At 62.1% G+C, this 17,041-nt stretch carries 11 protein-coding genes; 5 read left to right on the forward strand and 6 right to left on the reverse strand.

Going from position 1 to position 17,041, the window contains the following annotated elements; genetic code table 11:
• Both PU133_RS03655 and PU133_RS03660 read left to right on the forward strand, forming a co-directional pair.
• The gene (locus PU133_RS03655) at nt 1–2,529 is read left to right on the forward strand and encodes a VWA domain-containing protein (RefSeq protein WP_404863533.1); all 2,529 of its coding nucleotides are present in this window, start codon (nt 1–3) and stop codon (nt 2,527–2,529) included.
• The gene (locus tag PU133_RS03660; protein ID WP_404863534.1) at nt 2,529–3,230 is read left to right on the forward strand and encodes a hypothetical protein; all 702 of its coding nucleotides are present in this window, start codon (nt 2,529–2,531) and stop codon (nt 3,228–3,230) included. The genes PU133_RS03655 and PU133_RS03660 overlap by 1 nt, the downstream gene beginning before the upstream one ends.
• A gap of 61 nt (nt 3,231–3,291) precedes the next feature.
• Here the strand turns inward: PU133_RS03660 and PU133_RS03665 are convergent, their stop codons facing one another.
• The 4 genes from PU133_RS03665 to PU133_RS03680 form a co-directional block, all read right to left on the reverse strand.
• Nucleotides 3,292–5,262 (reverse strand): FAD-binding monooxygenase, encoded by a 1,971-nt coding sequence (locus PU133_RS03665; protein ID WP_404863535.1) that lies wholly within the window; start codon nt 5,260–5,262, stop codon nt 3,292–3,294.
• Nucleotides 5,263–5,349: 87 nt separating this feature from the next.
• Entirely contained in the window at nt 5,350–6,345 is a 996-nt protein-coding gene (gene galE / locus PU133_RS03670) for a UDP-glucose 4-epimerase GalE (protein WP_404863536.1), read from the reverse strand.
• Nucleotides 6,346–6,429: 84 nt separating this feature from the next.
• Nucleotides 6,430–6,957, reverse strand: coding sequence for a hypothetical protein (locus PU133_RS03675; protein ID WP_404863537.1), 528 nt, complete (start codon nt 6,955–6,957; stop codon nt 6,430–6,432).
• Between the two features lie 34 nt (nt 6,958–6,991).
• Nucleotides 6,992–9,355 (reverse strand): glycosyltransferase, encoded by a 2,364-nt coding sequence (locus PU133_RS03680; RefSeq protein ID WP_404863538.1) that lies wholly within the window; start codon nt 9,353–9,355, stop codon nt 6,992–6,994.
• A gap of 106 nt (nt 9,356–9,461) precedes the next feature.
• Here PU133_RS03680 and PU133_RS03685 point away from each other — a divergent pair, with 106 nt between their 5' ends.
• The 3 genes from PU133_RS03685 (at nt 9,462) to PU133_RS03695 (ending at nt 13,562) form a co-directional block, all read left to right on the forward strand.
• Nucleotides 9,462–10,826, forward strand: a complete 1,365-nt coding sequence (locus tag PU133_RS03685) for a DUF2793 domain-containing protein (RefSeq protein ID WP_404864433.1) — start codon at nt 9,462–9,464, stop codon at nt 10,824–10,826.
• Between the two features lie 146 nt (nt 10,827–10,972).
• Entirely contained in the window at nt 10,973–12,823 is a 1,851-nt protein-coding gene (locus PU133_RS03690; RefSeq protein WP_404863539.1) for a glycosyltransferase family 4 protein, read from the forward strand.
• Nucleotides 12,807–13,562 (forward strand): glycosyltransferase family A protein, encoded by a 756-nt coding sequence (locus tag PU133_RS03695; protein ID WP_404863540.1) that lies wholly within the window; start codon nt 12,807–12,809, stop codon nt 13,560–13,562. The genes PU133_RS03690 and PU133_RS03695 overlap by 17 nt, the downstream gene beginning before the upstream one ends.
• A 4-nt stretch (nt 13,563–13,566) precedes the next feature.
• Here PU133_RS03695 and PU133_RS03700 read toward each other — a convergent pair whose 3' ends face one another.
• Together PU133_RS03700 and PU133_RS03705 are read right to left on the reverse strand one after the other, a co-directional pair.
• Nucleotides 13,567–13,956 carry an RNA-binding S4 domain-containing protein gene (locus PU133_RS03700; protein ID WP_404863541.1) on the reverse strand — a complete coding sequence of 130 codons (390 nt, stop codon included), beginning with the start codon at nt 13,954–13,956 and terminating at the stop codon, nt 13,567–13,569.
• 9 nt (nt 13,957–13,965) lie between these two features.
• Nucleotides 13,966–17,010 (reverse strand): helicase-related protein, encoded by a 3,045-nt coding sequence (locus tag PU133_RS03705; protein WP_404864434.1) that lies wholly within the window; start codon nt 17,008–17,010, stop codon nt 13,966–13,968.
• Between the last annotated feature and the right edge of the window lie 31 nt (nt 17,011–17,041).

Here is a 17,041-nt window from a genome sequence, read left to right on the forward strand (position 1 = left end):
ATGAAGGCGAAGGCCATTGCGTCGATCGCGACTGTGCTTGCCTTTCTCGGTACAGCAGCAATGGCAGAGGAGCAACGGACCATCATCGTGATGGATGGGTCCGGGTCGATGTGGGGCCAGATCGACGGGCGCACCAAGCTGGAGATCGCCAGGCAGACGGTCGCAGACGTGTTGGCGACGATCCCGGCTGAACAGGAACTCGGATTGATGGCCTACGGCCACCGCGAGCGGGGCAACTGCGGCGATATCGAGCTGATGGTTCCGCCGGCGGCAGGTACCGCGCCAAACATCGTCGCGCGCGTGAACTCGATGCGTTTCCAGGGCAAGACTCCCTTATCCGAGGCGGTGCGTCAGGCTGCCGGGATATTGCGCTCGGGTGAAGAAGCCGCAACGGTGGTTCTGGTCACCGATGGGCTGGAGACGTGTGAGGCCGACCCCTGCGCGCTTGGCCGCGAGTTGGAAGCGGCGGGTCTCAATTTCACCGCCCATGTCATCGGCTTTGGGCTGACCGAGGAAGAGGGCGCGCAGGTTGCCTGCCTGGCGACCGAAACCGGCGGCAGGTATTTTCAGGCCTCCGATGCAGGGGCGCTGGCAGAGGCGTTGACGCAAACCGTTACTGCGGCGCCGGCAGAGGCCACGCCGCCGGCGGCGGAGGAGGCCCCGCTACCTTCTACCGGTCCCTATTTCGCCGGTGCGCCAAGGATGCCGAACATCGCGCTGGAGCCCACGGGATTGACGACAGGCGCGGAAGGCACCGAGCCCGCACCGATCAGCTTTCCCGCCGATGGCACTGCAAACCAATGCGCCACGGCCTGTGAGGGCGATGGCGCCTGCGCCGCCTTCCGCTTTGAACCGCCGGGCAGCTATTTCGTCGCCGAAGCGCGATGCTTCCTGTTCCCTCCATCTTCCGAGATGGATTACCGGGAAATGAACCCGGAAGAGGGTTGGGTATCCGGCGTCAAAAAGGGCGAGCTGATGCTGGTGCGCCCCTATGACGGCCCAGCGGAGAAGGCCTTGTTGTCGGCACCAGATACCGCCGCGCAAGGCGCACGGATCGCCGTCAACTGGTCGGGGCCACGCTCGCCGTATGACTATATAAGGCTGTTCGATGCCAATGGCGAATGGCTGGCGGAGACGGCGGTGGGCGATGAAAATCCGCTGGAGCTGCAATTGCCGTGGCGCACCGGCCAGTTCGATCTCGCCTATGTTCTGGAAAGCGGGATCATTAGCGAAAAGCACCCGATCAGCCTGACGCCAGCACAGGTGTCGATCTCAGCCCCGCCCGCAGCGCAGGTGGGCGAAGAGGTCACGATCACCTGGGATGGACCGGGCGCGTTCCTCGACAACATTCAATTGCTGTCCGAAGAGACCGGAGAGCGTTGGGGCTACGACTATACCGAAGGCAAGGACAGCATGGGCTGGACCATGCCCGACATACCGGGCTCCTATGTCTTTGCTTATGTGTTTCGCGACAGCGAGGTGATCCACAGCGTGCCGATCACGGTCACTTTGGATAAGCCGGAAACGTCTGGCGCGCTGCAACCCTTGCCCGTGACATTTACCGGCGAAGGAACCGACGTCTATCCGCTGGCGATCACATGGTCGGCGACGCCGATGCCCGGACAGGACCTGCCGCCTGAAGCATGGGCAATGAATGAGGGTGTCGTTGGCACCATCGAAGCGGAATTTCTGCCTGGAACTTACGAGGTGGTGGGCGATGCGGGCGATACGGTGTTTGCAGGGCAGGTGACGGTCACCGCTCAAGGACCGAACGACTTCGTCATCGCGCCATCAGCCGCGCTCAGCCCGGCGGGTCCGGACGCCGACCCTGTCAGAATCACCGTCACAGGTCCCTATATGGGCACCTTCCGGCAATGGTCGGCCATCCCTCTGCCTGATGGCGAGGTGGTGCGCAGCGACAGCGAGATCAACGATGCGTGGGAGGTCGATCTCTTGCCCGGCCAGTGGCTGATCACTGCGGTTGCCTCCGGCGCCGAAGGCGAGGGCCTTGCAGCGGTGGTCGAGATTACCGAAGCTGGTGCAGCCGAAATCGGCCAGCCCACATTCGATGTTGCTGCCGTTGACAGTCAGCCGCCGTTTCACCGCCAGTGCATGGGGGCGAACCCGTGCAGCTACAACGACCCTCTCTCCGGGCTTCGGCTTGTGATACTGCCTGGGTGGCTGATGCAGGATCCCTACACTCTGACCACTGCTGCGGGCGCGGGCGACGGCCTGCCATCCACGCTGTTCGGGATGGCGTCGACCGGTGACAGCATACTCGCCGCTTTGAACCCTCGCCAATGGGACGCCATGCTCGGCCCGTGTGAAGACATCGCCGCTGGCCGGTTGTGCCGGGCATCCGACATGCCCGATGAGGCGCTCGCCGGGTTGCGCGTGCTGGCGGCTACCCTCCGCGTGATAGGGCAGGTGGCAGTCGATCCGATGGCCGGCGTGATTGGCGGCACAGCGCTCGACCTCGATCCCGAAACCGCCGCAACTCTGCGCAGCCGCCTCTTGGGACAACAATAATGAAGCGTCTTCTCATTTTGCTGACCGTCCTTCCCGCTCCTGCGCTTGCCGAGGACGCTATCGTCTTTGCCGACTGCCGCGAGGGCGGATGTTCATGTCATGTCAGCGCTATCTCGGGTGACGAGATCGCCGACATTACGGGAGTACCGACCCCGGATGATGCGGCGCAGCAGACGCTTGTGTTCTATGATGGCGCTTTCAGCTGGAGCCGGACTTCGCGCGATGATCTCGATCTGGCTATGGGTGGCGACGGGACTTGCGAGATCGAGGTCTTCGACGAGATCGTCCCCGAAGACGGCACTTGGACAGGAACGGTCGAAGTTGAGAACGTCACCGGCTGCAACCCGCAAGTCGTTGCCATGGTGCCGTCCATGGTGAGTGATATGACACAAACGCAGTCCATTGCATGGGGCGGTGTCTTCGATCCCGCGAAGCTTGCCGGCGGTGGGCAGAGCCCTGTAGTGCGCTGGACACGGGTTCGATCGGATCACTTTACCGGCTTGGTGCCAATGCCAAAGAACGGTGTTCTGGACATTACCGTCAACGCCACTGCGACGCTCCTTGCACCCGATCGTGCCGCTGCGACGTTGTCGATCCGCTTCGATGCTGCGCCCGGCGCAGATGCCGGTGCCCTGGCTTTGATCGGGATGAATGGCTGCGAGGCAAATGCAGCCTACGCGTTTCGCCGCACCGGGAGCTAAACAGCCGGAGCGTGGGCTTTTTCTTCCACTCCGTCACAGCACTGGCGCTGATTGCGTCGTATCAAGCCGACGCAATGCGCTGGTCTGTGGCCACCATCACCCCCGCGAAGAACTCAGCAAGTTCCGTGTGGGCCGTGAGGGGGAGCACGTGCGCGATGTATTGGTCCGGGCGGACGATCACGAGGCAGCCGGTTTTGCGGTCGATGTCGCGCAGGTCGAAGATGTCGGGGCCGGTCTTGAGGTCGGGGCAGAAGACCTTTTCGTGGTCGATCAAGCCGTAGCGGCCTTTGCGCGGCGTGAGAAGGGGATGCAGCCTTTCGCGCGGAAGCGATTGGTGGTCGGCTTGATAGACCGCGCGAAGATCGATGACGGCGTCGATGTCTGCCCCGGCTGGGGTGTGCCGCAGAATTGGTGACGCCGGATCGTCTGCAAGAAAGTCACAGAGCGATCGCATCGGATCTGGTTGAACCGTCTGGTCAGTCGAGGCGGCGCCCGATCCTTCGAAGGCGAAGATGCGCCAGCGTCCATCGGCCTTCACGACATGTCCGAGCTGGATGGGCCTAGCGTCGGCAAAGCGGATGACCGGGGCGGAATGGAAACGCATGCCAACCGGAAAACCGGCTGCCAAATGCTGATGATCGCAGTCTCCCGTAAGCTTTGACTTACGGTATTGTGTCGCCGTACCCGCGGTGAAGCGCCCCTGCTTGACGAAATAGCTCTGGAATTCCTTCGGATCGACGCCCTGGTCGTCGCCGTTGCCGGACGTCTTCGGCCGCGCGCTGAACATTTTCGCGAATTCACGATCGAAGTCGATCAGTTCCTGTGCGATCGCCTGGCGCTCGTCGGAGTAGGTTTTCAGGATTTCGGGCTTCAGGATGTTGCGCAGCACGCCTGCCAGCTTCCAGCCAAGATTGAAGCTGTCCTGCATGGAGACGTTCATGCCTTGGCCGGCCTTCGGGCTGTGCGTGTGGCAGGCGTCGCCGGCGATGAAGACATGAGGCAGGCGGCTATCGTCGGCATCGTCTTCCCGATCGTCGAAGCTTGCGCAGAGGCGCTGGCCGATCTCGTAGACCGACCACCAGGCGACTTCCTTCACGTCCAAACTGTAGGGGTGGAGAATGCGCTGTGCCGCGGCGATCAGTTGCTCGCTCGTGATGTTGCGGCTCGCGACGCGCTCGTCCTTGTTGAGCTTGTCCATCTCGATGTAGAGACGCACCAGGTAGCCGCCCTCGCGTGGGATGATCAGCACATTGCCTTCATTGGCCGAGTGAATGGCAGCCTTCAGGCGAATGTCCGGAAAATCCGAGACGGCCAGCACGTCCATCACGCCCCAGGCGTGATTTGCCGAATCGCCGAGCAATGGCTTGCCGAGTGCCTGCCGAACGGCGCTGCGGGCGCCATCGCAGCCCACCACGTAGCGCGCCTTGACGATTTCCAGGGCGTCGGCGCCCGACGCTTCGGTGCGCTCAAGCTTGACGGACACGGGGTGGCTTCCGGCTTCCTCGCCCCGCGCGATCTCAAGGCTGGCCAGCCGGCGACCGTAGTGCGGCTCCAGGCGGGTCGGCGCATTGCGCATCGCTTCCAGATAGAAGTCGTGAATGCGGGCCTGATTCAAGATGACATGCGGGAATTCCGACAGCCCATCCTCGGTATCCTGGATGCGTCCGCTGCGGGCAATCTCGCGGGGATTTTCAGGGTCCGGCTTCCAAAAGGACGTTTCGTTGACCCAGTAGGCCTCCTTCAGCACCTTCTCGCTGAAACCAAAGGCCTCGAACATCTCCATCGTGCGACAGGCGATGCCGTCGGCCTGACCGAGCTCGAGCGGGCCCGGCTTCCGGTCGACGATCATCGTGGTGATATCGGGGAAAGCGGCAAGCTGCGTCGCCAGGGTCAAGCCTGCCGGGCCGCAACCGATGATCAGGACGTCCACCTCTGTGCTGACCGAGCCCGCGGAAATCACTCCAGCTTCTGATTTTGCCGGAGGTGCGATGGCGGGATCACCCGTACGAAAGCCGTTGAGATGAAACTGCATGAAATCCTCCCCATCACAATCGCATTATGGTAAGTATACGTATCAAATGAGTGTGGTCAATCGGGGACTGTAGACGACGCTCCTGGATCACGCTTTGCTGGAATTGAGCTGCTTGAGATGGCGTTCCCATGCAATCGCATGCGTCACGATCAGATCGAGATCGTCGAGTTCCGGGGTCCAGCCCAGTTCCCGTCGTGCAATGGCGGCATCGGCGACGACGGTGACGGCGTCACCGGGACGACGCTCGCGCTCGCGCACGTCGAAATCAAAACCGGTCACTTTCTTCACGGTGTCGATGACCTCGCGCACGGAATAGCCACGGCCATAGCCGCAGTTGGCGAGCAGGCTACCGCCGCCATTGCGAAGGCGGGCAAGCGCCAAGCGATGTGCCCGCACCAGATCGGTGACATGGATGTAATCGCGGATGCAGGTGCCGTCCGGCGTAGGGTAATCGCCGCCGAACACCTCCATGAAATCGCGCTTGCCGGTCGCCGTTTCGCAAGCAACCTTGATCAGATGCGTCGCACCGCGCGTGGATTGTCCGGTGCGCAGGCGCGGATCGGCGCCGCACACGTTGAAATAGCGCAGCGCCGTATAGGCGAAATCGTGGGCGGCGGCGGTGTCGCGCAGCATCCACTCCGTCATCAGCTTCGATGCGCCATAGGGCGATTCCGGCTGGGTGGGCATGTCCTCGGTCACGGGCACCTTTTGCGGTGTGCCGTAAACGGCGGCCGTGGAGGAAAAGATGAAGTGAGGAACGCCGGCACGGACGGTGCTCTCCAGCAGCGATCGCGTCTTGGAGGTGTTGTTCTCGTAATAGGTAAGGGGGTCGGCGACGGAGTCTGGCACGACGACAGAGCCGGCAAAATGTATGATGGCATCGACGCCATTATCGCGGATGGTGGATTCGACGAGGTCCTGGTCGGCGATGTCGCCAACGACGAGCTTCGCCTCCGGAGCGACTGCCCAGTCGAAGCCCGTGCTCAGCCGGTCGAGGACGACGACTTCTTCACCCGCATCGAGCAGTTCCCAGACCATGTGGCTGCCAATATAGCCGGCGCCGCCGGTGACGAGTACGGACATGCATGACCCCAATGACAAGCTGCGTTCGACAAGCCGATGCCGCGTCGCTGCCGCGAACATCGCCGTTGGACTTAATCGAAAGCGCTAGCGGGGCGCAATGCCGAGAAGCCGGGTGATGCCGCTTCGCTTCTTCTTGGGAGCGACGACCGCGGCGAGCTGCGCCTGCAGATCAAGCACCTGTTGCTCGAGTTCGGCGATGCGTGCATCTCGTTGAGCGAGAGCGGGGGCAAAATAGGAGCTTCGCTCCGCCTCATAGGCTTCGGCAGTCTGCTCCAGATGGGCAATGCGCTGCTGCCTTGCCTCTAGCTGCGGCTCGTACCAGGTGGAGCGCACATTGTCGTACCGGCCAACCTCCTCCTTCAATTTGACGAGTTCCGGCTCATACCAGTTCACGCGCTTGTCTTCGTAATCGTCCGCACGCTCGGAGAGCTCGTGGATGATGTTGGACATACGGCGCATCTGTTCGGCGTAATGCATGAGGCGCCGCCGCATGACAGCCTGCTCGCTGCTCTCTGCCGGCGGCTGCTTCGAATTGGCCGAGGAGCCGCTCTGCCGCTTCGTCATCGGCTCATAAACATGGCCATTGCCATTCATGCCATCGTTCCCGTGCATCACATCGCTCTCGCGGTTTCCAGCAGCTATTCGATCAGTTTGGTGGGTTGGCCGCGTTCAGCTTCTGCCCGCCGATGAGAATCGGTCCGGCTGGCGGCGGTTTGGTCGCCCGCACTCCATTGGCGCGCTGGATGCCCCGCTCCGGCGAAATCCGGCTTTCCGAAGTCACAGGATCAGTAAAGATCTGATCGACCCGGGTTTGGTGCTCACTGATCGAATGTCGGCTTTCCATCAGCTTGCGTGCGTTGTCCGATCTGCGTCGCGTTGCAACGGGATCGGCGTAAAGCTCGGCTACCGCGGCCAGATAGGCGGCTACGAGGGCGTCGTCGTCGATCACGTCTGGAACAAGAAATCCGGTTTCCAAACTCACCGCTTCTCCGATGCCGCCAACGGCCGGCGCGATGACCGGCAAGCCCGCGCTCATGGCCTCCAGCACCACATTGGGAAGACCATCGAACGCTGCCGTGTAGATCAGGGCATCGTAGCATCCGACATCTAGGGTCGACAGGCCGTCGAAGGTGCCGTGGTAGACAAGGTTGGGCAAGTTCCGGAGACATTCAGGTTCAGAGCCGACCCCCAAATTGCCAAAGACGTCGACGACCAACCCAGGCTGGCTGGCGTGAAGGCCCCGGGCGATTTCAGCCAGAAGCTCGGGCCGTTTCTGGCGATCGATGCGCGACGCCCAAAGCAGCCGTCCATTCGGCGCCTCCAGGTCCGAGAATACGCGCCGCTCATCGCTGCATGCTGCGTAAAGCGTGCGAAGTTTCGGAGTGACATGATCGCCAAGCCGGACTTTCAGATCGGTCAGGACCGCCTGATGGTCTGAAATGATGCCATCAAAACGATGGCCGGCCTCGGTGATGAGATCAAAGCCAAAGCCGTTCTCGAATCTGAGGCCATGAATCGTGTCGATGGCTTCGCAGAAATGGTAGAAGTAGGTCGAGACGTCACCCAGCCGATCTGCATGGTTGCGCATGAACGCGTCGACATATTCGCAGTGTTTCAGATGCAGGCGCTTCAGCCCGGCTTGATGCTGGATGATGCGGAGCGTGATCGTTTCGATGTCGGCTTCGCTCAATCCCGTGATGCCGAGGCTGTGCAGATCGACAAACAGGCTGTCATTTGGCAGGCGATCCACCCAGTGATGATGGGCGATGCGTTGGCCGCCGAGCACGAGGCAGCGGGTGTCGGGCCGTTCGGCCTTCAGTGCAGAGAGCACCGACAGGATGAACTTCTCACCGCCGCCCCGCGTGAGATACGGGACGAGCAGGATGTCGGTGAATTCCTGGCCGGCAAGGATGCCGCAGAGCTCGAAATAAGCACGCGACAATCCGGCAGGTTGCGTGAAGTTCGTGCTGCCGTGTTTGTCTTTCAGGATCCCGAGACTGATCGCGGGATCGATGGCGTTGGCTGCTGCGACGAGATCTGCCATTCCGGGCATATCGACGAAGGTTGGCACTGAGAAAGTCGGCGGCTCGCTGCGTGGCAGGTCGCCGTTGAAGTCAGCCCAAGCGATCTTGTGGAATCTTGCCGGTTCAAAGAAGGGGCTTGCCGGAATGAGGCCCGGGGTCTCGGCGCGAAAGCGGCGACTCATGCTCCTCTGGCGTTCGCGATAGAAGACGAGCGCGTCTTTGGCGACCGCGATGTCGTAGCCTTGCGCGACTGCCGAACAGTTGAAATGCCAATCCTCGTAGGCGTAGCCGGATTGGTAGGAGACGTCGGCGAAGTGCAACTCGTTGAAGGCTTCGCGATAGAGCATGATCCGCGAGACGAACGGGTGGTTGTCCATCATGGCCGCGGCGCCGATGGTTTTCAGCGGCAGGAATTGCCACACGTAGGATGTGGTGCCGAAACCCAGATAGTATTCGGGGCAGATGATCGACTTTCGCCCGCCCGCCTTCAGTGCGGCGTACATGCGATGAAAATAATCAAAGCCGACGAGATCGTCGCCGTCGGCAGTTGCGATGATGGCGCCACGAGCCGCGTCGATGCCCGCATGACGGGAGGGGCCGAGCGAGCCGTGCGCGACCTCTATGACCTGAAAATGATCAAAAACGGTGAGGTCGACGCTCGACAGCGCCGATCGCATGTCTGCATCGGCGTTGTCGAGCACGACGACAAGCTCCATCCGCAGGCCGAACTGCGCTGCGTATTGCATCGCCTCCTGCAAGGATCGAAGTGTCCGCAGCAAGTAACGGGCTTCATCATGCAGGTTCAAAACAACCGATATGTCGACCCTGGCTGAAGTCTTGGTCGGTTTGTTCGGGGAAGACCTGGCCGCCCGCTCGCGATCGATCTGGATTTTCACGCGGCCTCTCAATGCCGCCATGGCCTTGGAATCGTTCAATGTGCCCACCCCTACGCAAGGGCACACCGTTGCATTGCGCACCTGTTGCATGATGCGCTTATCCCCGAGCCCCAGAAGAATAGTATGATAAGAAATCTGTTAAATAAAGGGGAATTCTATGGGCCGAACGACTAACTTGAAAATCCCCTATATTCTTATGGCTCAGGCACAGAAACATGTCACCCACAACGAAGCTCTACTTATGATCGACGCGCTCATGCAGATGAGCGTGCAAAGCAGAGCAGTGAGCGAGCCTCCGGCAGACCTTGCGGATGGAGCGCGCTTCATCGTGCCGGAAACAGCTGCCGGCGCCTGGACTGGCCAGCACGCCAAGATTGCAGCCTGGCAGGATGGCGGGTGGCGGTTCTACCAGCCGGTGGAAGGCTGGATCGCGTTCTGCTCGGACGAGAACCGGCTTCTCGTTTTCCATGAGGGGGCGTGGCAGGCCCTGGCATTCAGCATCGACTTTGCCGAGCGTCTTGGGATCAACGCCACGGCAGATGGACCCAATCGCCTGGCGCTTGCCGGAGATGCATCGCTCTTCAACCATGAAGGCGCCGGTCATCAGGTGAAGATCAACAAGGCGGCAGCGACCGACACAGCGAGCATTCTCTATCAAACCGGCTTCTCTGGGCGTGCCGAATTCGGGCTGACCGGCGACGACGATTTCCATCTCAAGGTCTCCAGTGACGGTGAGACCTTTATCGAGGCTATGGTCGTGCAATCGGCCACCGGGGTGGCGTCATTTCCTGCCGGCATTTCCGGTGTGCGCGAGCGGCTCGTCGCCCCGCGGACGCTCTTCGTCGCATCGGGCGGCTCCGACGCGGCGGATGGCCTGAGCCCCGATACGGCCTTCGCGACACTGCAGCGGGCGGTGGATGCGGCCCATATGCTCGACTGCATGATGTTCGACGTCACGATCCAGCTTGGCGCGGGAACGCATTTTGGTGCTGCCGTGTTGCGCCCTCTCGTCGGCGGTGGGCTGCTGCGTATCGAAGGCGATGAGGCGGAGCCGTCGACCGTCGTCGTCTCTTCGAGCATCCTTGCCGGTGGCGGCGCCCGGGTTTTGGTTTCCGGCATCCGATTTGTCATGGCGTCGCCTTGGATGAGCGCGTTGACAGTCCAGGAGGGAGCGATACTGTCGCTCGGGGTGGTGGATTTCGGCCCTTGCGGTGCGAACGGATCCCATATTGCCGGTACCGGCTTCGGCCAGATTAATTTCCTCGGCGACTATACGATTTCCGGCGGTGCGTTGAGGCATTTCAATCTGTCCGGCCATCTGATGGTCACGAGCAACAATCAGACGGTGACGCTGGTCGATGATCCCGCCTTCATCGAGGAATTCGCGTTCGTTTCCAACGGGGCAGTGCTTTCGCTTTGGAACGCGACGTTCTCGGGCACGGCGACCGGGCGGCGCTATACGGCCACGACGAATGGCACCATCAGTCTATTTGGAGCAGGCGAGGCATTTTTGCCGGGCAGCAGCGCTGGAATCGTCAATGCGGGAGGGATTCTTGCATAGATCGCGCAGAAATTAAGCGAGAATCGAGGTCCCGCAGCCCTTCGGACGCCGGCGGGTTGCGTGCCGTTCCAGTCCATGCATGGATGTGATCGTTCAAATCCGCATGCACCGAGTCGGGGCTGGCGGTCAGTTCGAGTAGACGGTGCATGACCCCATCATGGGTTCCGGTGCGTTTTGTCCGGCAGAGGTTTGCGCAATCCCTCTGGCGCCAAATCATTGCCTTGTCCGGGTACTTCGATCGCGACTGGTACCTGCTCGCTTATCCGGATGTGCTCCGCACCGGGCGTGATCCGCTCGATCATTTTCTGCGACATGGTCACGAAGGACGCTCACCGGGGCCGCGTTTCGATGCGGCTGCCTACCTCGCGCGTTATGAGGTGATCGGCAATCCGCTCGTCCACTACCTTATGCATGGCCGTCGCAAGGGCTTTGAGGTCCGACCGCCTTCGCCGAGTGACGCAGATCGGGTGGTCGCTTCGGGTTTCTTCGATGCGGAATTCTATCTGGACACCAATCCCGACGTTCGGCGGGCCAACTATCCGGCGCTCCTTCACTACATGCTGCATGGCGCGCTGGAAGGTCGCTCGCCGGGTCCGGATTTCGATGCGCAATGGTATCTCATGCGCAATCCCGACATCGTGGGCATGCACCCGCTTCTGCACTACATCGATCACGGCCGGTTCGAAGGGCGCAAGCCGCGTCGTCCGGATGGTGCGCTGAAGGCGGCGCGGGAAGCCATTGCCAGCGTCGAGGATCTCGACGTGGCGCTTTTTGGCGCGGATTACTTCGCGCATGCGGATTATCTGGAAGTCGTCGATGGAGCGGCACACAACCGGCTGGAGCGGGCACTGACCGCGCTTGTCGACCAGATCGAGCACGTGCCAGAACGGATTGTGTTCATGCCCTGGCTGGTGCGCGGAGGTGCCGAACGCGTGGCAGCCCATGCGGTGCGCGCAATGGCCGAGCGGCTGGGGCCCAAAAAGGTGCTCGTCATCCTGGCCGATTACGACCTGGAAAGTGCCCGCGACATGATTGCGCCGGATATACCGGTTCTGTCCTTCTCGCGCGTCGATCCGGATCTCTCTCATGATGAGCGGGTGCGTCTGGTCGAGCTTCTGGTCCGGGGATTTCGTCCGGAGGCGATCCTCAATGTGAACAGCCGGGCGTGCTGGGACGCAGTCCTAAAGAAAGGACGGGTGCTTGCCCGCTATACGCGGCTCTACGGGGCGCTCTTCTGTGCGGACTTCACGCCGGATGGGCGACGTGCCGGCTACAGCGATCTCTATCTGCGCGACTGCCTGGCGCACCTTTCAGGGGTCTATTTCGACAACGCCGACCATCGAGACGAGCTGATCCGATCTCTCGGGATTCCTCAAACGCTCGCATCGAGGCTGGTCGTGGCACGGCAGCCTTCGCCCGCGGCCCGGGTTTTGCCACGACACGAAATGACGGGCCGGCAAAGGGTCATCTGGGCGAGCCGGCTCAGTCGCCAGAAGAACATCCCACTCTTGCTTCGTATCGCTCGTGCCGTGCCTGAATTCGATTTCGAGATATTCGGCAAGGGCGATGTGGAGTACGAAGCGATGGTGACGGAGGCCGCACGCGAGATCGTCAATCTTCGTTACCACGGTGCGTTCGACGACTTCTCGGCGCTGCCGCTGACGGAGGCGGATGTGTTTCTCTACACGTCGCATTGGGACGGGCTGCCGAACATCCTGCTGGAGGCGGGGGCATGCGGGCTGCCTGTCGTTGCGCCGAATGTCGGAGGGATCAGCGAACTGATCGACGACGACACGGGTTATCTCATCGACGATCCCGATGCGCAGGAAGGCTTCGTTTCAGCGTTGCGCGCGATCGGGCGAGATCCGGAGGAAGCCCGGCAGCGGGCGGGGCGGCTGCAAAAGCGCGTCGCGGATGTGCATAGCTGGGCGGGCTATGTTCGCATGCTCGAAGCTGAGCCAAAACTGGGAGGGCTGTTGCATGTCGGTGGCGCCTGACATCACCGCAATTCTCAATGCACATCGTGAAGGTCTGCTTGCCCACGCGTCGCTCACCAGCATGAAGCGGGCCATCGCCGCTGCAACCGAAGCGGACATCCGTGTCGAACTCCTATGTGTGCTCGATCGCGGCGATGATCTGACGCGCACAGTCATCAGAGACGGACTTGGGCAGGACGATCGCCTGATCGAGGTCGCCTATGGGGATCTCGGTCGGTCGCGCAACACTGCTGTGGAGGAAGCGCGCGGCGCCCATGTCGCGTTTCTGGATGCCGACGATTTCTGGGGAACCAGCTGGTTGGTGCGTGCTCATGCGGAAGCAACGAAGCGGGCCGACCCCATCGTGTGGCACCCGGAAGTTTGCGCGTTCTTCGATGGCACCAAGCACATCCTGCACCATGTGGACATGGAGACACCGTCCTACAGGCCCGTGGTGCTGATGGATCAGAATTACTGGACGGCGCTAAGTTTTGCCCGACGCAGCATTTATCTGGACACGCCCTATCCGCCCTCGGATATTCCAGGAGGTGTCGGGTTCGAGGACTGGGCCTGGAACAAGATGACCATCTGCAAGGGCGTCCTGCACAAGATCGTGCCCAACACCGGTCACGTCATCCGGCGCCGGACCTTTTCGCTTTCGCATGTGACGGTGGCGTCGCAGGCGGTGCCGCATTCGATGGGCTATCTGCGCCATCTCGTGGAAGCCAGGCAGCGTTCGGCAAAGTCCATGCAGCGGTGACGCGTCAGTCGCCCGAGCCTTCCCGCCACACATCCATTTTGCGGCGCTCGCGCTTTGTCGGACGGCCCGTTCCAGGCTCCCGGATGGGGGCCAGGGCCGTGGGCAGGCTGTCGGCCGATTTTTCCACGACGGGCGTAAGATCCTCGTAGAGGGTTCGTGCTTCCTCGGCCGGGCCGCGACGAATGCCCGGCGCGGAAATCTTCAGAATGCGCACGGTTCGGTCCAGCGTGATCGTCAGCGTATCACCCAGGCGAACTTGGTGGCTTGCCTGATCGATCTTGTCGCCATTGACCCGGATGCGTCCGTTCTGGGCGAGCTTTGCAGCCAGGGTCCGTGACTTGACCACACGCGCGAAGAACAACCACTTGTCGATGCGCTGGCGGTCTTCGGTCATTGGCGCTTGCTACTTCCCAAGCTTGTCCTTGAGGGCTGCGAGCTTCGCGAAGGGTGAATCCGGATCGATCGGACGCTCCTTGCGGAGTGGGCGCGCCGCCATGGGGGCCGGACGCTCCGCATCCTTGCCCTTGCGATTGCCGGGGTGACCGCCGCGCGTGTCCTTGCCCTTGCCGCCTGGCGCATGATTGTCGCGGCGACGATGCTGTTGCTTGTCGCGTGCCGGCTGTTCACCGCCTGCGGGCGCGCCGCCTGCCTCGGCAGTGCCTCCGGCAGGACGACGTCCACGACCCTGCTTCTGGCGCTGCGGCCGCTGCGTCTCCGGCCGGTTGCCGGCCGGGCGCCAAAGCAGCACTGGCTTCGGCTGCTCCTCTTCGCCTGCTTCGGCAACGGTAACGGGTTCCGTCGGCGCTTCTGCGGCAGGGGCGGGAGCTTCAATCTCCGTGGATGCCGGTTCTTCAGCAGCCTCGTCGCCGGCCGGCGTCTCCTGCTCGTCGGTCGCGGCGGGCTGTGTCTCGGCGTCGGAAGTCGTTGTGGAAGGAGCCTCGGCAGCCTGTTCTTCGCTCGGCGCTTCCTGTTTGGCCAGATAGGTGGCGGCCTCTTCGGCGCTCACTTCATCGGCGCGGTAGCCGAGGCCTTTCAGGATTTCTTCGATATCGCTGACCGTTGCGCCGAGAATCGACAGCATGGCGGGCGTCGTGGTGAAGCGGCGACCATCGTAAGCGCCTTCCGGACGACTGCCCGTTCCTGGCTTCCAGTTGAGGGCCGGGCGGATCAGGTCGGCCAGACGCTCGAGGATATCGATGCGAACGGCGCGCTTGCCGAGAAAGCGGAAGCCGGCGAGCTTGTAGAATGTGCGCTCGTAGCCAGGCTCGGTGACAACGGAGGTGCGGCCAGCAGCGAGGGCGGGGATGAGCTCGCCATAGCCCGGCTGGTCGATGCCGTCGTTTTTCAGTGCCCAGAGCAGCGTGATCAGTTCCGCCGGCGCAGGCTTCAAGAGGGCCGGCATGAAGATGTGGTAGGCGCCGAAGCGCACGCCATAGCGGCGCAACTGGGCACGGGCATCCTGATCGAGCGCCTTGACGTCGTCGGCGACATCGCGGCGGAAGAGCACGCCGAGCGCCTCGACCAGCTGGAAAGCGAGGCCGCGGCCGAGACCGTCGATGTCTTCGGCGCGCGACAGATCGTCGAGCGGCTTGAGGACGGTTGCGATGTGGTGCTGAACGAAGCGCTCAATGCGTGCAGCCACATGGGTGCGTGCCGTGCCGCTCAGATGATCGTCGGCCAGAAGCACCACGCGCGGACGCAGCATGTCGTCGCCTGAGGTCAAGCGGGCAATCGGCTCGCCGACCCAGCGCACGGTCGCGTCGGAGCCGATTGCGAAGTCGCTGTTGCCGGCGGCGTACAGACGCGCAGCACGTGCTTCATATTCGATTGAAAGTGCCTTTTGCGCGGCGCCCAGGACGGCCTTGGCGTCCGGCCCCTCGGCTTCGCTGTCGGGGGTAAACCGAAAGCCGGCGAGCTGGCCGACAAGATGGCCCTCGACATAGACGTCGCCATCGACACTGATTTGAGCTTCGAGCATTGCATTTTCTCTCAGGCGCTTCATGAGAACGGATGTCCTGCGGTCAACGAAGCGTTTCGTCAACCTTTCGTGCAGAGCATCGGACAGACGATTCTCGATTTCTCGAGTCTTTTCCTGCCAGTGTGTCGGATCGGCAAGCCAATCCGGGCGGTGGGAAACGTAGCTCCATGTCCGAATTTGCGACACACGGGCGGAAAGCGTGTCTATTTCGCCATCGGTGCGATCGGCGCGGCGGACCTGCTCGGCCATGAAGTCTTCGTTGACCGAGCCGAGCTGCACCAGATCGGCAAAGAGCGTCGCGATGAGGTCGGCGTGCTGTGCGGGCGCAATCCGGCGATAATCGGGCAGGGCGCAGGCATCCCACAGCCGGGCGACGCGCTCGGGCGTTGTCGCAAGATCGCGAATTTCCGGATAATTCACCAGATAATCAAGCGCCTGTTGATCGACCGCCGGCAGGGCGCGCGTCAGGCCCTGGGTGGGCGGCAGACGATCGAGCGAGCGACGGAGCGCCTGCAAATCGGCAAAATCCATGTCCTTGCTGCGCCATTGCAGGATGCGAACGGGATCGAAGACATGTGCTTCGATGCGCTCGACGGTTTCCTCGCCGAACGGATCCACGCGACCCGTGACGCCAAAAGTCCCGTCGCGGACATGGCGCCCCGCGCGACCGGCGATCTGGCCGAGTTCGGCAGGATTCAAGGGTCGATATTGATAGCCGTCGAATTTGTGATCCTGCGCAAAGGCCACATGGTCGAGATCGAGATTGAGGCCCATGCCGATGGCATCGGTCGCCACGAGATAATCGACATCACCGTTCTGGTAAAGCTCGACCTGCGCATTGCGGGTTCTCGGGCTGAGCGCGCCGAGCACCACTGCAGCGCCGCCGCGCTGCCGGCGGATGAGTTCGGCAATCGCGTAGACTTCATCGGCGGAGAAGGCGACGACGGCGGAGCGTCTCGGCAGGCGGGTGATCTTTCGCGCGCCGGCATATTGCAACTGTGACAGGCGTGGGCGCTCCACCACCGTCAGGCCGGGCAGCAGCTTTTCCAGAATGCCGCGTACGGTGTTGGCGCCGAGCAGCAGCGTTTCGTCCGTTCCGCGCAGATGCAGAATTCGGTCGGTAAAGACATGGCCGCGCTCGAGATCGCCGGCAAGTTGTACTTCGTCGATGGCAACGAAGGCTGCGCTCGTGCGGCTCGGCATGGCTTCCACCGTGCAGACGGAGTAGCGCGCCTTGGGCGGAACGATCTTTTCCTCGCCGGTGATCAGCGAAACGTGCTGTTCACCCACCCGGGCAGCGATCCGGCCATACACTTCCCGCGCCAGCAACCGCAAAGGCAGGCCGATGACGCCACTGCCATGCGCGATCATGCGCTCGATCGCGTAATGCGTCTTGCCGGTGTTGGTCGGTCCCAGGACCGCCGTCACACCCCAACCGGAAAAGACGGGTGGCTGGTTCTTTTCGGGCATCCGACGGTCGGATGTCACTGGTGAATGGGGC

Origin of the sequence: Georhizobium sp. MAB10 (assembly GCF_045012825.1) — a bacterium.
Lineage (GTDB): Bacteria > Pseudomonadota > Alphaproteobacteria > Rhizobiales > Rhizobiaceae > Georhizobium > Georhizobium profundi.